Origin of the sequence: Paracoccus sp. NBH48, assembly GCF_015390265.1 — a bacterium.
Classification (GTDB): Bacteria; Pseudomonadota; Alphaproteobacteria; order Rhodobacterales; family Rhodobacteraceae; genus Paracoccus; species Paracoccus marcusii.
The window spans coordinates 170,040-184,539 of the sequence record NZ_VUOJ01000002.1 but is presented as its reverse complement, the minus strand read 5'-3'; the positions used below and the strand labels follow the sequence as shown (position 1 = coordinate 184,539).

12 protein-coding genes and 5 pseudogenes are annotated in these 14,500 nt (G+C 68.6%); 6 read left to right on the top strand and 11 right to left on the bottom strand.

Features of this window, described 5'->3' with window-relative positions:
* Positions 1–4 precede the first annotated feature (4 nt).
* From F1642_RS04385 to F1642_RS04370, 4 genes and pseudogenes are all read left to right on the top strand, one after another.
* Positions 5–1,308 (top strand): annotated as a pseudogene (locus tag F1642_RS04385) (ABC transporter permease).
* A 4-nt stretch (positions 1,309–1,312) separates the two neighbouring features.
* Complete coding sequence (locus F1642_RS04380) at positions 1,313–2,263, top strand: ABC transporter permease (protein WP_045981301.1); 951 nt, start codon at positions 1,313–1,315, stop codon at positions 2,261–2,263.
* Entirely contained in the window at positions 2,260–2,634 is a 375-nt protein-coding gene (locus F1642_RS04375) for a hypothetical protein (protein WP_194885569.1), read from the top strand. Before F1642_RS04380 ends, F1642_RS04375 begins: the two co-directional genes overlap by 4 nt.
* A gap of 1 nt (position 2,635) precedes the next feature.
* Entirely contained in the window at positions 2,636–2,821 is a 186-nt protein-coding gene (locus tag F1642_RS04370) for a hypothetical protein (RefSeq protein ID WP_194885568.1), read from the top strand.
* 86 nt (positions 2,822–2,907) lie between these two features.
* Here the strand turns inward: F1642_RS04370 and F1642_RS04365 are convergent, their stop codons facing one another.
* The 10 genes and pseudogenes from F1642_RS04365 to F1642_RS04320 all read right to left on the bottom strand — a co-directional run bounded on the left by F1642_RS04365 (position 2,908) and on the right by F1642_RS04320 (position 11,395).
* Complete coding sequence (locus tag F1642_RS04365; RefSeq protein ID WP_194885567.1) at positions 2,908–3,852, bottom strand: AEC family transporter; 945 nt, start codon at positions 3,850–3,852, stop codon at positions 2,908–2,910.
* On the bottom strand, positions 3,849–4,655 hold the full coding sequence (locus tag F1642_RS04360; RefSeq protein WP_194885566.1) for an MBL fold metallo-hydrolase: 807 nt from the start codon (positions 4,653–4,655) through the stop codon (positions 3,849–3,851). Before F1642_RS04360 ends, F1642_RS04365 begins: the two co-directional genes overlap by 4 nt.
* Positions 4,652–5,447: pseudogene (locus F1642_RS04355) on the bottom strand (TatD family hydrolase). Before F1642_RS04355 ends, F1642_RS04360 begins: the two are co-directional and overlap by 4 nt.
* Positions 5,448–5,450: 3 nt before the next feature.
* Positions 5,451–6,560, bottom strand: coding sequence for a DNA polymerase III subunit delta' (locus tag F1642_RS04350; protein ID WP_194885565.1), 1,110 nt, complete (start codon positions 6,558–6,560; stop codon positions 5,451–5,453).
* Entirely contained in the window at positions 6,557–7,153 is a 597-nt protein-coding gene (gene tmk / locus F1642_RS04345; protein ID WP_194885564.1) for a dTMP kinase, read from the bottom strand. Before tmk ends, F1642_RS04350 begins: the two co-directional genes overlap by 4 nt.
* Complete coding sequence (locus tag F1642_RS04340) at positions 7,153–8,307, bottom strand: D-alanyl-D-alanine carboxypeptidase family protein (RefSeq protein WP_194885563.1); 1,155 nt, start codon at positions 8,305–8,307, stop codon at positions 7,153–7,155. The genes tmk and F1642_RS04340 overlap by 1 nt, the downstream gene beginning before the upstream one ends.
* An 88-nt stretch (positions 8,308–8,395) precedes the next feature.
* The gene (locus tag F1642_RS04335; RefSeq protein WP_194885562.1) at positions 8,396–8,968 is read right to left on the bottom strand and encodes a thymidine kinase; all 573 of its coding nucleotides are present in this window, start codon (positions 8,966–8,968) and stop codon (positions 8,396–8,398) included.
* Positions 8,969–8,993: 25 nt separating this feature from the next.
* Positions 8,994–10,323: pseudogene (locus F1642_RS04330) on the bottom strand (DEAD/DEAH box helicase).
* A 386-nt stretch (positions 10,324–10,709) separates the two neighbouring features.
* Positions 10,710–11,160: pseudogene (gene dtd, locus F1642_RS04325) on the bottom strand (D-aminoacyl-tRNA deacylase).
* Positions 11,161–11,167: 7 nt separating this feature from the next.
* A complete protein-coding gene (locus tag F1642_RS04320; RefSeq protein ID WP_045981291.1) occupies positions 11,168–11,395 on the bottom strand; it encodes a hypothetical protein in 228 nt (75 codons plus the stop codon).
* A gap of 111 nt (positions 11,396–11,506) precedes the next feature.
* Between F1642_RS04320 and F1642_RS04315 the strand changes: the two genes are divergently transcribed.
* Positions 11,507–11,758, top strand: a complete 252-nt coding sequence (locus F1642_RS04315; RefSeq protein WP_042248738.1) for a DUF2312 domain-containing protein — start codon at positions 11,507–11,509, stop codon at positions 11,756–11,758.
* A 30-nt stretch (positions 11,759–11,788) separates the two neighbouring features.
* On the opposite strand, the gene F1642_RS04310 is transcribed toward F1642_RS04315, so the two are convergent.
* On the bottom strand, positions 11,789–12,664 hold the full coding sequence (locus tag F1642_RS04310; RefSeq protein WP_045999018.1) for a hypothetical protein: 876 nt from the start codon (positions 12,662–12,664) through the stop codon (positions 11,789–11,791).
* Between the two features lie 229 nt (positions 12,665–12,893).
* Here F1642_RS04310 and F1642_RS04305 point away from each other — a divergent pair.
* A pseudogene (locus F1642_RS04305) lies at positions 12,894–14,488 on the top strand (ABC transporter permease).
* Positions 14,489–14,500: the final 12 nt, after the last annotated feature.

Sequence of the window (14,500 nt, the reverse complement as noted above, 5' to 3'; positions counted from 1 at the left end):
CGACATGGCCGACGCCGCACTTGATCCACATGCCGCCATCGCCACCACCGCATCCGGTGTGGGGTCTGGCACGCTGACGACCGCCGACGGAATGCCGCTGGCCCGCGCTTTGGCGCACAGCCAGCGCCGGGCGCGACGGCGGGCCTTTCTGCTGGTGCTGCCGCTGTTGGCCTTCATCCTGATTACCTTTGTGGTGCCGATCGGGCAGATGCTGGCGCGGTCGTTCCACAATGACGGCTTTTCCGCGAACATGCCGCAGGTCTCGGCCTGGTTCGCATCGACGGAGCCCGGCACCGCGCCCGACGAGGCGGCCTGGACCGCATTGGCCCAGGACCTGATCGCCAGCGCCGATGCGCGCAGCATCGGGGTGGTGGGCACGCGGATCAACTATGACATGCCGGGGGACGCGGTCGCTGTTCACCGCGACCGGGCGCCAAGTCCGTCGCGGGCTGGAGCCGCCCTATCAACAGGCCCTGCTGGAGATCAACGAGGACTGGGGCGACCCGCGCCTGTGGTCCGTCATGCGATCGGCATCGACGCCGATCACGGCGAACTTCTATCTGGCAGCGGTCGACCGCCACCCGGGACGAGGCCGGCAACATCCAGCAGGTCGCGGAACAGCAGCGGATCTATCTGACCCTGTTCTGGCGCACCTTCTGGCTGTCGGCGGTGATCACCGGCCTGACCTTCATTCTGGGCTTTCCCATCGCGCATTCTGCTGGCGACGCTGCCCATGCGCAATCGAACCTGCTGATGATCCTGGTGCTGCTGCCGTTCTGGACGTCGCTTCTGGTGCGCACGACATCCTGGATGGTGCTGCTGCAGCAGCAGGGCGTGGTGAACGACATCCTGGTCTGGCTGGGCGTGATTGGCGGCGGGCAGCGGTTGCAGATGATCTATAACCAGACTGGCACGATCATCGCGATGACGCATATCCTGCTGCCCTTCATGATACTGCCGCTGTATTCGGTGATGCGGACCATCAACCCCGCCTATGTCCGTGCGGCGCGCAGCCTGGGCGCGACAAGCTGGACCGCGTTCCGCCGGGTCTATTTTCCGCAGACCCTGCCGGGCCTGGGGGCGGGGGCGATGCTGGTCTTCATCCTGGCGGTCGGATACTACATCACGCCCGCGCTGGTCGGCGGATCGTCGGGGCAGCTGATTTCGAACATGATCGCACAGCACATGACCGGCACGCTGAACTGGTCGATGGCGGCGGCGCTGGCGGCCCTGCTGCTGGGGTCGGTGCTGATCCTCTATTGGCTCTACGACCGCCTTGTCGGCGTCGACAACCTGAAACTGGGGTAAGCGAATGGCTGTTCCGACCTATGCAAGCCCGCTGGAGCGTGTCTGGCACTATACCTACCTAACGGTTTGCGCGCTGATCTTCGTGTTCCTGATCGCGCCGATCATCGTGATCATCCCGTTGTCATTCAACGCCGAGCCCTATTTCACGTTCACCGACCGGATGCTGTCGCTTGACCCCGACGGCTACAGCATGCGGTGGTATTCCAGCCTGCTGACCTTCGGGATGCAGAACCCGGATTCGACGGGCTGGGCCTTCTGGTCGGATGCCTGGGCGAATGCGAAATGGGTGCAGGCGGCCAAGAACTCGATCATCATCGGCGTGTGTTCGACCATCGTGGCGACGGTTCTGGGAACGCTGGCGGCCCTTGGCCTGTCGCGGCCCGAGATGCCGTTCCGCCGGGCGATCATGGCGATCCTGATCTCTCCGATGATCGTGCCGCTGATCATCACGGCGACGGGGATGTTCTTCTTCTACTCGAACCCCTGCGAACTGCTGGCGCTTGTCGGGCTGTCGCCGGAATGCGGGCGGCTGGCGGGAACCTATCTGGGGGTGATCCTGGCCCATGCGACCCTGGGTATTCCCTTCGTGATCATCACCGTCACCGCGACGCTGGTGGGGTTCGATCAGTCGCTGAACCGCGCGGCGGCCAGCCTGGGGGCCAATCCGCGGACGACCTTCTTCAAGGTAACGATGCCGCTGATCCTGCCTGGCGTGGTGTCGGGTGCCTTGTTCGCCTTCGTCACGTCGTTCGACGAGGTCGTGGCGGTGCTGTTCATTGCCGGTCCCGATCAGCAGACCATTCCGCGCCAGATGTGGAACGGCATTCGCGAACAGATCAGCCCGGCCATCCTGGCGGTGGCGACGCTGCTGGTGATCTTCTCGATCGCGCTGCTGACCACGGTGGAACTGCTGCGCCGGCGGTCCGAGCGTATCCGGGGCGTCACGCCCCGATGACGCCTGAAGAGCTGGAGGACGAGGGCGCGCGTCCTGCGCCCCCGTCCTATCCCGCCATCACGCGGGCCGAGCGCGCACATGGCCGGCGCCTGGCCGCCATCCATGACATGTACCGGGCCGAACTGGACGGCGTGCAGCGGCTGCTGGTTCATGTCCGTGCCGCGCAGGCCGATCCGTCCTTGGTCGCACCGGCGGTGGCCGGGACGGCGTTGGCGCGCAACATGGCGCAGTTCGGCACTGCCTGCGGCCGCGACTGCGCGCTTTTGCAGAACCACCACGACATCGAGGAGCAGTGGATGTTTCCGGCCCTTGCGGAGCGTGGCGGGGTCGGCACTGGCGCCGGTGATCCGGCGGCTCAAGGCCGAGCATGAGGTGATCCACAGGTTGATCGGCGCGTTGCACGAGGCGGCACAGGCGCTTGTCGCGGATCGGGGGGCAGTGGCGCTTGATCTGTGTGCGGAGCGGTTCGCTGCGCTGGACCGGGCGATCCGGTCGCATTTCGGGTACGAGGAGCGGGCGCTGGAGGAGCCTTTGGGGGCGCTTCGCGTACCGATCTGAGGCAGGTTGCGTCCCGCGACGGCGGGGGGCCGGCCCCCCGCACCCCCCGCCGGGGAGCCTGCGGCCCCCCGGACCCCCGCGACGCCTCAGGGCAGCAACGCCAGCCACATCCAGATCGTCAGCGTGGACAGCGCCGTGGCGATCAGCACGCTGGAGGCTGCGACACGCTTGGCCACGCCGTAGACATTGGCGAACAGATAGGCGTTCACGCCCGGGGCCATGGACGCCGTCAGCACGGCCGAGCGCATGCCGTCGCGGTCGAGATCCAGCGCCCAGGCCGTACCGAAGGTGATCGCGGGATGCAGGATCAGCGATGCGGCGCAGCACAAGGCGATGGTCGCCATGTCGCCTTCAGGACGATAGCGATAAAGGACGCCGCCAAGGCCGAACAGTGCGGCGGGCAGGGCGGCGCGCGCGATCATGTCGGCGGCGTCCCAGAACCCCTGCGGCAGGGCCAGCCCCGCTTGCGACAGCAGGTTCACCGACAGGCCCGCGATGATGCCGATGACCAGCGAGGTGCGCAGCACCCCCGTCAGCGCACGCAGGGCCACGCGCCCGACCGACAGGCCACTGCCGCGGGCGCGGGTGAACTCCATCACCGTGATCCCGAAGGTGTAGAGCATCGGCGAATGGATCGCGATGATCGCCCAGTTCCCGGCCAGCGCATCCGGGCCATAGGCGCGTTCCGTGATCGGCACACCCAGCAGCAGCGTGTTCGAGAAAAGGCACACGAACCCGATCGCCACGCAGTCCACCGGCGGCCTGCCGAACAGGAACCGGGCGCCCCCCCAACCCGCCGCAAAGGCCGCGAAGGCGCCGGCATAGAAGGGGATCAGCAGCTGGGCGCGAAACTCGGTGCCCAGGTCCAGACGCGCCATCGACACGAAGAGCAGCGTGGGGACCGCGAAGTTCTGCGCAAAATTCATCAGCCCGTCGACACCGCTGGCCGAGAACCAGCCCCGCCATGCCACCAGATAGCCGAAGCCCACGATCAGGAAGACGGGCAGGATGATCGTGAACAGCGCCGTCATGTCGCGGCGGGCACGGTGATCTGCATGCCGTCGAAGGCGGGTTCGACATGGTCCGGGGTCTGGGCTGCGACCGCGGCATAGTCCATGTCGATATGCATGTTCGTCAGCACCGCGCGGGGGCTGCGCGCGCGGGCGATCCAGTCCAGCGACAGGGCCAGGTGGGCATGGCTGGGATGGGGTTCATGGCGCAGGGCGTCGATGACGAAGACCGGCGCATCCTCGATGAGCGGCCATGCGGCGTCGGGAATGTCCGAGACGTCGGGCAGATAGACCAGACCGCCGATGCGGAAGCCCAGGGCGGTGATCTCTCCGTGCTGGACGCGGAACGGGGTCAGCGTCACTGGGCCGCCGGGGCCGTCGATGGTGATCGGGCCGTCGATCGCATGCAGCGCGCAGATCGGGGGATAGAGACTGCCCTCGGGCGTCTCGAACACATAGCCGAAGCGGGTCGTCAGCGCTTCGGCAGTGGGCTGATCGGCCCAGACCGGCAGGATGCGGCGCGCGTTGAAGACCAGCTGGCGCAGGTCGTCGATGCCGTGGACATGATCGGCATGGGCATGGGTATAGACCACGGCGTCCAGCGTCGCCACGCCCGCGTCCAGCATCTGCGGAACCAGGTCGGGGCCAGTGTCGATCAACACCTGGGTGGTGCCGTCCGGCCCGTCGCGTTCGACCAGCAGCGAACAGCGGCGGCGGCGGTTTCGCGGGTTTTCCGGGTCGCAGGCGCCCCATCGGTTGCCAAGGCGCGGCACCCCGCCGGACGATCCGCAGCCCAGGATCGTGGCGCGGATCGTGTCGCTCATCGGGTGGCCTTCCAGAACAGGCGTTCGAAATTGGCCTCGGTCCGGGCGGCGAAATCGGGCAGGGACAGGCCGAACAGGTCCGCACCCACCGCGGCGGTATGGGCGACATAGGCGGGTTCGTTCCGGCGCCCGCGATGCGGGGGCGGGGCCAGATAGGGGCTGTCGGTCTCGACCAGGATGCGGTCCAGCGGCGCGGCCTTGAAGATGTCGCGTAGATCGGACGACCGCGGAAAGGCCGCGATGCCCGACATCGACAGGTAGAACCCCAGGTCCAGCGCCGCCTGCGCCAGGGCGGGGGTCGAACTGAAGCAGTGCATGACGCAGGCATATTCGCCGGCGCGGTGTTCCTCGGACAGGATGCGCGCCATGTCGTCATCGGCGTCGCGGGCGTGAATGATCAAGGGCAGGCGCGTCCGACGCGCGGCCTCGATATGAATACGCAGGCTGTCCTGTTGCGCCTGCGCGCTTTCGGCGGTGTAGTGATAATCCCAGCCCCGTCTCGCCGATGGCCACGAATTTCGGGTGATCGGCCAAGGCCACCAGCTGATCGACGGTGGCCATCGGTTCGTCCGCGACGCTCATCGGGTGGGTGCCGGCGGCGTAGAAGACGCCGTCATGGGCCTCGGCCAAGGCGCGCACGGCGGGTTCCTGGCGCAGGCGGGTGCAGATCGTGACCATCCGCCCGACGCCCGCGGCACGGGCACGATCGATCAGGGCTGCGTGTTCGCCGTCGAAATCGGGAAAATCCAGGTGGCAATGGCTGTCGGTCAGCCGGAGGGCCGCATCGGTCATCGGTCAGGCCTTGGTCAGGGACGCTTGCGCGGGCGGCAGCTGCGCCAGTTCCAGCACCATATCCATGACCAGCGCGGCAGGGTCAAGGTTGACCGCCCGTCCCGTGCGGGCACGCGCCGACAGGCGGGCCTGCGCCTCGGCCCAGATGCGGGCGGCGTGGTCGTCGGGTGACAGCCGCGCCATCAAAGCCCCTTCGCCGCGCGCGGCCTGGGGCAGCGGCGCGCCCATCAGCCCCGCCCGCGCCAGCCGGGTAACGAAGCGGTCCAGCACGGTGATGGTCAGATCGAACGGGTCGCCATCGGCGCCCGCGCGCCCCGCCGCGCCATCGGCGAATTTGGATGCCGCCAGCCGGTCCAGCCGGGGCAGGGTGGCGAACAGGTCGACCAGGTCCTGATAGCGGTCAAGGCCCCCCTGGCCGGCCAGCCGCAGCGCCTCTCCGACCGATCCGTCGGACAGGGCCGACAGCGCCTCGGCATCCTCGTTCAGGCCCATGTCGGACAGGATCGCCGACATCTGTCGCGGCGGCAGCGGCGACAGGCGCAGCGTGCGGCAGCGTGACCGGATCGTGGGCAGCAGGCGTGCGGGCTGATGCGCGATCAGCAGGATCAGCGCATCCGACGGCGGCTCCTCCAGCACCTTCAGAAGGGCGTTGGCGGCAGGAATGTTCATCTCGTCGGCGGCATCGATGATCGCCACGCGACGACCGCCCTCGGCTGCCGAGAGGTGGAAGAAGGACAGCAGCTTGCGGATCTCGTCCACGGTGATCTCGGCGCGCAGGCGGCTGGTCTTGTCGTCCCAGGGGCGGCGGATCAGGGCCAGGCGCGGCTCGGACAGGGCGGCGATGCGGCGGGCCTCTGGCGCGTCGGGATCGACGGCCAGATCGGCCCGCCCGGTCTCGGCCAGCAGCCAGCGCGCGATGGCCCAGGCCAGCGTCGCCTTGCCGACCCCGCGCGGCCCGGTCAGCAGCCAGGCGTGATGCAGCCGGTCGCCCTGCGCGGCCTGCAGGAACGCCGCCGCAGCCGCGTCCTGACCGATCACGCGCGTCGCGTGACGCGGATGGGGTGCGCCCGGGACCCGGTCGGGTTCGGGAATGTCGGCGGCCTCGGTCTTCACAACGCGGCCATGATGCGGGCGGACACGTCCGTGGCGCTGCCTCTGCCGTCGATCAGCCGGACACGGTCGGGATATTCAGCGGCCAGCGCGCGAAAGCCCGTCGCCAGCAGCTGCTGGAAGGCCAGCCCCAGGCTTTCGAAGCGGTCCTCGGCCCCGCCGCGCGCAGTGCCGCGGGCAAGCCCCGTTTCTGGGTCGATGTCGATGACGAAGGTCCGGTCCGGCTCGACCCCGATCATCAGCGCGTGCAGCCGGTCCACCATGTCCCGCAGGTCACCCCGCGCCGCACCCTGATAGACGCGGGTGCTGTCGGCGAACCGGTCGGTCACGACGACATGGCCCGCTTTCAGCGCGGGTCGGATCGTGCGTTCCAGATGATCGCGCCGGGCGGCGGTGAACAGCAGGCATTCCGTCTCGGGCGACCAGCGTTCGCCCGCCCCCTCGACCAGCAGGCGGCGGATCTCCTCGGCGCCGGGGCTGCCGCCCGGCTCTCGGGTCAGCACGACCTCGTGGCCCTGCGCCCGCAGCGCGTCGGCCAGCAGGCGGGACTGGGTGGACTTGCCGCAGCCGTCGATGCCTTCCAGGCTGATCAGCATCAGCCGGTGACGGCGGTGATGGCACGCTGGCCAAGCTGCATCACGGCCCCCTTCATGCGGCCCACCAGCCCGGCCTCGGGGATGTCCTGCGTGGCGATCAGGGGCGTGACGGTGTCGCGCGTGCCGGGGATGGTCACGACCAACTGACCAAGGCGGTCCCCCCGCGCGATGGGCGCGGGGACGGGGGAATCGTAGACCACCTCGACCTTGACCTGATCCTGGACGCCGGCGGGAACCAGGACGTTGACGCCGTTCTGGGTGGTCAGGCCGACCCGCGACACGGTGCCCAGCCAGACGGGCGCCTGCGCCACGTCCTCTCCGGCGGGGACCAGGGTGCGCATGCTGAATTCGCGGAATGCCCAGTTGACCAGGCGTTCGGATTCCTCGGCCCGGGCACGGTCGCTTGTCAGGCCGGTGATGACGAAGATGATGCGACGCCCGTCCTGGATGGCCGACCCGACCAGGCCGTATCCGGCCTCCTGGGTGTGGCCGGTCTTCAGCCCGTCGGCGGTCCATTCACCCGTGCCGATGGACAGCAGCGGGTTGCGGTTGCCCGCGTTCGACGGCACGCGGCCCTTGTAGTTGAACGAGGTCATGGCGAAGTTCGGATAGAGATCCGGGAATTCCGTGATGATGTAGGTGGCCAGCAGACCCAGATCCTCCATCGACATGCGATGTCCCGGATCGGGCCAGCCCGAGGCGTTCGTCAGCGTCGTGTGGGTCAGTCCCAGCTGCGCCGCGCGTTCGTTCATCTGGCGGGCAAAGGCCTCTTCGGTCCCGGCCAGGCCCTCGGCCACGACGACGCAGGCGTCGTTGCCGGAATTGATGATGATGCCGTGAATCAGGTCCTCGACCGAGGGGCGGTCGGCTGGTTCCACGAACATCTTGGACCCGCCCATGCGCCACGCCTTCTCGGACACCGGAAAGGTCGTGTCCATGCTTACGCGACCGTCGCGCAGCGCCTCGAACAGCATGGTCAGGGTCATCAACTTGGACATCGATGCCGGGGGAAGCGGCGTCTCGGCGTTCTTCTCCATCAGCACGGTGCCGGTCTGGACGTCATAGACCCACGCGGCCGATGCTGTCGTGTCAAAGGCCCTGGCGGGGGCCGTCATGGCCAGCACGGCCGCCACCCAGATCAGGAATCCGCGCATGATAAGTCCCCCTAGGTTGTTTTCCATGATGGTTACATCAACCCAATCCGCCCCGCAACGCGCCATGGCCGGGACGGGGCAATCGTGATCAGTTTCCCGTGGCCTCGCGCCAGTGCTTGCGGCAGAGCGAGACATAGGTCTCGTTCCCGCCGACCTGCACCTGCGCGCCCTCGGTGATCGCCTGTCCCGCCTCGTTGCGGCGGATGACCATGGTGGCCTTCTTGCCGCAATGACAGATGGTGCGCACCTCGCGCATGTCGTCGGCCAGCGCCAGCAGGGCAGCGGATCCCGGAAACAGCATGCCCCGGAAATCGACCCGCAGCCCATAGCACATGACCGGAATGCCCAGGTCGTCGGCCACGCGGGCCAGCTGCCAGACCTGGTCCGCGGTCAGGAACTGCGCCTCGTCGACGAACACGCAGGCGGGGCGCGGCGCGGTCTGCGCCACCAGCGTCAGCAGGTCGGACGCGCTGTCAAAGGACAGCGCCTCGTCGGCGATGCCGATCCGGCTGGCGATCCGCCCCCTGCCGGCGCGGTCGTCCAGCGCCGCGGTCAGCAGCAGCGTCTCCATCCCGCGTTCGCGATAGTTGTAGGACGCCTGAAGCAGCAGCGTGCTCTTGCCCGCGTTCATCGTCGAATAGTTGAAATACAGCTTTGCCATGGTGCCCGGCCCATACCCGCGCGCATCACGCGCGACAAGCGAAAGCCGCCGGAGATTGCGCCCCGGCGGCCCGTTCGTTGTCCAGATACCCGTTCCGCCTTGCGGCAGGGATCAGGCGGTGCGGCTCTTGGGGTGCGCGCGACGGGCGGCGTGCCGGACGCTTGTGGGCGCCCCCGTCCATCGGCTTGCCGCGTCCGCGCTGTGCGCCGCCGGCAGGACCCGCCGCTGCCGCCGCGGCGGCCGAGGGCACGTCGCCGCCGATCACCGGAATGGCGTTCTTCATGGCCTTCTCGATGGCGCGCAGCTCTCCCAGTTCGGCAGGCGAGCAGAAGGCCACGGCGCGACCGTCACGACCTGCACGCGCCGTCCGGCCGATGCGGTGGACATAGTTCTCAGGGACGTTCGGCAGGTCGTAGTTGTAGACATGCGCGACCTCGGGGATGTCCAGGCCGCGGGCGGCCACGTCGGTGGCGACCAGCACCTTGGTCTCTCCCTTGCGGAAGGCCTCCAGCGCACGCTCGCGCTGGCCCTGGCTCTTGTTGCCGTGGATCGCGGCGACCGCGAAGCCCCACTTTTCCAGCAGCTTGGCCAGCTTTTCGCAGCCGTGCTTGGTGCGGCCGAAGACCATCGCCAGCTCGTTGGTGTGCTTGGACATGTATTCGGCCAGCAGCGTGGCCTTGTCGCCCTGGCTGACGAAGTGGACACCCTGTTCGATCTTCTTGGCGGCCTGGCCCGGCGGGTTCACGGCGACCTTGACCGGGTTGGTCAGGTAGGTATCCGACAGTTCCGACATCAGCTTGGGCATGGTGGCCGAGAACATCAGCGTCTGGCGTTCACGGGGCAGCATCCGCGCGATCTTGCGCAGCGTGTGGATGAAGCCGATGTCCAGCATCTGGTCAGCCTCGTCCAGCACCAGATAGGTGGTGGCCTCCAGGCTGATCGCGCGACGCTCGATCAGGTCCATCAGGCGGCCCGGGGTGGGCGATCAGCACGTCCACGCCGCGCGACAGCCGCTCGGTCTGGGTGTTGATCGAGGCGCCGCCCACGACGCGGAACGACCGGATCGGCGTGCCTTCGGCATAGGCGTCGATGTTCGTCGCGATCTGGGTGGCCAGTTCGCGGGTCGGTGCCAGGATCAGCGCGCGGCAGGTCTTGGGGTCGGGCTTCTTGCCATAGTTGATCAGGCGGGTCAGCATCGGCAGGCCGAAGGCCGCCGTCTTGCCGGTGCCGGTCTGGGCCAGGCCCAGCACGTCGCGGCCCTGCACGATGGCGGGAATGCCCTGTTCCTGGATCGGGGTGGGCGTGGTCAGGCCCATCGCGATGATGTTGGCGTTGATGCGGTGGTCGATCCCCATATCCGCGAAGGGACCTGTGATGACGGGTTCGCGGGCGGGGGCGCGGCGGCCTTCGTTGGCCTGGATCGGCGGGCGGGCGGGGGTGGACTTGCCGCCACGGTTGGGGCGGCGGCGGGTGTTGTTCTGTTCCATCAGGATCTTTCGTCCCTTCCGTCCCCCGTATCGGACGCAAAGGCAGGGGCCCCGCGCAGGGCGCGGCCAGTGGCAGGGGTGCAGGCGCGATACGAGGATGCCTGCTGCCTCCCCGCGTGAATGGGAAACTGGATTGGGTGTCGGCGTCATCGGGCAGGGGCCCAAGGCTGCTCACGCGGCAGCGGACGGCGATGGGGGTCAGATGGGCGGAAATGACGTGAAAGTCAAGCCCCGTCAGGCACGGTCCTGGATGGTCAGGCGCGGTCGGCGCTGTCCATCCAGATCGTCACGGGCCCGTCATTGACCAAAACCACCTGCATATCCGCGCCAAAGCGCCCGGTTTCGGTGGGGACCCCCAGGTCGCGCAGCGCCTGAGCGAAGCGTTCGTACAGGCGCCGGCCATCGTCGGGCGCGGCGGCCGAGGAGAAGCCGGGGGCGGTTGCCGCTGCGGGTGTCGGCGGCCAGGGTGAACTGGCTGACGACCAGCGCCGTCCCGCCCGTGTCCAGCACCGACCGGTTCATCCGCCCCTGATCGTCGCGGAAGATGCGCAGCCGCGCGACCCGCCCGGCCAGTGCCGTGGCGGCCGCGTCGTCGTCGCCCCGCATGGCGCAGGCCAGGATCAGCAGGCCCGGCCCGGTCTGCCCCACGATCTGGGCGTCGACGGTGACGCTGGCTTGGGTGACACGCTGGATCAGGACCCTCATCGTCGGGTCACCGGGCCAGCACGATGCCGATCACGACCATCATCAGGCCGATGACCGATGCCGCCAGCGCGCCCATGTTCACGGCCAGCACGCCGCGCATCTTCTCGCGCAGCGCCGCGTCGTCCAGGCCCCGCGCGCGGGCGCGGCTGACGGTCCAGATGCACCAGACAAGGGCGCCCAGCCCGATCAGGGTCAGGGCCGCGCCGCTCCAGATGATCCAGTCGAACAGGGTCATGGTCGTCTCCTTGCGCAAAGCGGGGTTTCGCGACCGTCCCCTAGCGGCGATTGCACCCCGCAACAAGACCGCCTAACACCCGGTGCAAACGCGCAAGAAGGGACGAATCCGATGCAGGACGATCAAGCCTATGGGGTGGCCGCGGACGAGCTGCGCCAGTTCATCGAACAGTTCGAGCAGCTTGAGGCCGAAAAGAAGGACATCGCCGAACGCCAGAAAGAGGTGATGGCCGAGGCCAAGGCCCGCGGATACGACACCAAGGTGATGAAGCAGATCATCGCCCTGCGCCGCCGCGACAAGGACGACATCGCCGAGGAAGAGGCGATCCTGGACATGTACAAGGCCGCCCTGGGCATGGTCTGACGCACCCGTCCCGGGGCCGCCCGCGCGGCCCTAGGGCAGGATGAACTCGACGCCCGGCAGGACCGCGATCTCGGCCACGTCGGCGCGATAGTTTTCGGTCACCTGATCGACCAGCCCCTGCGTCCAGCCCGGCAGGTCGACGGTCTGCTCCAGCACCTCGGGCAAGGCATGTGCGGCCAGGACGTCGGAATAGATCTGGCGGCGCTGCGCGACATTGGTCTGGTCGCGGCCCGCCATCGCGGCGCGCAGCTTCTCCATCCCGGACGGGCCCAGCAGGTCGAACATGTAGGGCATGTTTCCCGCCAGCGGCACGCCGTCGGGCAATGCGCCGATCAACCGCACCACCTCGGGCCAGATCAGCGGCACATCCTCGTGGCACCACAGGACCAGGCGGCGGCCCTGCACCGATCGGACCAGCTTCTGGATGGCCAGCCGCCAGCGCAGCTGCAGCGGGTGATTGCCCTGCATCAGGTCGTCATAGCCGCCGCCGCTGAACTGGGGCAGGACCTCGGCCAGCAGGGTGGCGGGATTGCGCATCGCCAGGAAGAACTCGGTCCGCGCCGACGGGAACAGCCGCGACAGCGCGGCCGCGCGCATGCCGATCTGCGGATAGAGCCCGTCGCGCCCCACAGCCCGGCCCGGCGCACCCATGAAGGTCGAGGTGGACATCACGATCCGCTTGGGATCGTCGCTTTCCAGCATCGCGTCCATCATGATCTGTTCCATCTCGGGCGTGGCGGTGCCGCCGTTCAGCGATGCCAGCGCCTCGTCGAACAGCCCACGGTGGCGGTTCGGGGTGACCACCTCGGTGCCGATGCCCTGCAGGGCGGCGCGGTTGTTCAGCAGCGTCTTGAGCAGGCGGTCGCGGTCGGTGCCGTGCACCCCCAGGTGGAAAACCATCTGCATCTGAACTGTCCCGTCTTTTCTTGGCCTTGCGGCGGGCAAGCCCACCCTGGTTGTGGCGCGCAGATTAACCGTCCGGCGTGGACAGTCAAACCGCTTTGGCATATCGCCCTTGGGCATGACCCGGACAGCCCCAGAACCGACCCGCAGCCGCCGTCACGATCATGCCCTGCGCCAGGGGGGCGGGCGCGGATGGTCGGTCGCCGCGGTCCTGGTCGCGGGGCTTGTGCTGATGCCGGTCCTGTCGGTCGTCTGGTTGGCGCTGAACCCCACCGACAACATCTGGCCGCATCTGCTGTCCAGCGTCATGCCCCGCTATTTCGGCAACACGGTCGCGCTGGCGGTGGGGACGGGACTGCTGGCCGCAGCGATGGGCACCGGGGCTGCCTGGCTGGTCAGCATGTACGACTTTCCGGGCCGCGGCGTGCTGCAGTGGCTGCTGCTGCTGCCGCTGGCGGTGCCCGCCTATATCGGCGCCTATGCGCTGGCCGATTTCCTGGATTATTCCGGCCCGGTCCAGATCGCCCTGCGCGGCTGGTTCGGGTGGGAGACGGCCCGCGACTACTGGTTCCCCCCGCATCCGCTCGCTGGAGGCTGCGATCGTGGTGCTGGCCTCTGCGCTCTATCCCTATGTCTATCTGCTAACGCGCGCCGCGCTGCACGAACAGTCGGGCAGCGCATACGAGGTCGCGCGCGCCCTGGGCACCGGCCCCTGGGGCCTGTTCGCCCGCGTTGGCCTGCCGCTGGCGCGCCCGGCCATCGTGGCGGGATCGGCCATCGCGATGATGGAGGCGGTCGCCGATTACGGCGTCGTCAGCTATTTCGGGGTCCAGACCCTGAACACCGGCATCTTCACCACCTGGCTGGAGCGTCGGAACGCCGGCGGCGCCGCCCAGATCGCCTGCGCGATGCTGGCCATCATCGTGCTTCTGTCGCTGTGGGAACGCTTTGCCCGCCGCAATGCGCGCTATCACCAAAGCGCCCGGCAGCCGCGGCCGATCCAGCGCCAGCGCCTGCGTGCCTTGCCTGGGGTCTTGGCGACGCTGGCCTGCACGCTGCCCTTCGCGATGGGGTTCGTCCTGCCGGTGGGGGGTGATCGCGACCTATGCGCTGGCCTATCCACAGGGTTGGGTGTCGCCGGGGCTGGTGCGGGCCGCTTGGCATACGGTGTCATTGGGCGGGATTGCCGCGGTGCTGACGGTGCTGATGGCGCTGATCATGGTCTATGGCACGCGCCTGTCGGGGCGGGCGCTGCCGCGCCTGCTGATGCCGGTCACGACCATCGGCTATGCCGCGCCGGGGGCGGTGCTGGCGGTGGGCCTGCTGATCCCGCTGGCCGCGCTGGACCACCGGGTCGCGGATGGCTGGCTGGCGGTGACGGGCACCGATCCGGGGCTGATCCTGACGGGCACGGGCACGGCCATCGTGCTGGCCTATCTGGTCCGTTTCTTCGCGATCGGGCAGGGGGCGATCGACGCGGCCTTCACGCGGGTGCCGCCCTCGCTGCCGATGGCGGCGCGGTCGCTGGGGCGCGACAATGCCGGGGTGCTGCGCGCGGTCTATCTGCCGATGATGCGCGGGTCGGTGGGGGCGGCGCTGCTGCTGGTCTTCGTCGATTGCGTCAAGGAACTGCCCGCAACGCTGCTGCTGCGCCCGTTCAACTTCGAGACGCTGGCGACCCGCACCCACGAACGCGCCAGCCTGGAGGATCTGGGCAACGCCGCGCCCGCGGCACTGCTGGTGATGGCCGTGGGGCTGGCCGCGGTCGCGCTTTTGGCGCGCACCAACCTGGGCGGTGCAAGGCGCACGAAGCCGCCGCTTGCGTAACATCGGGCGGCT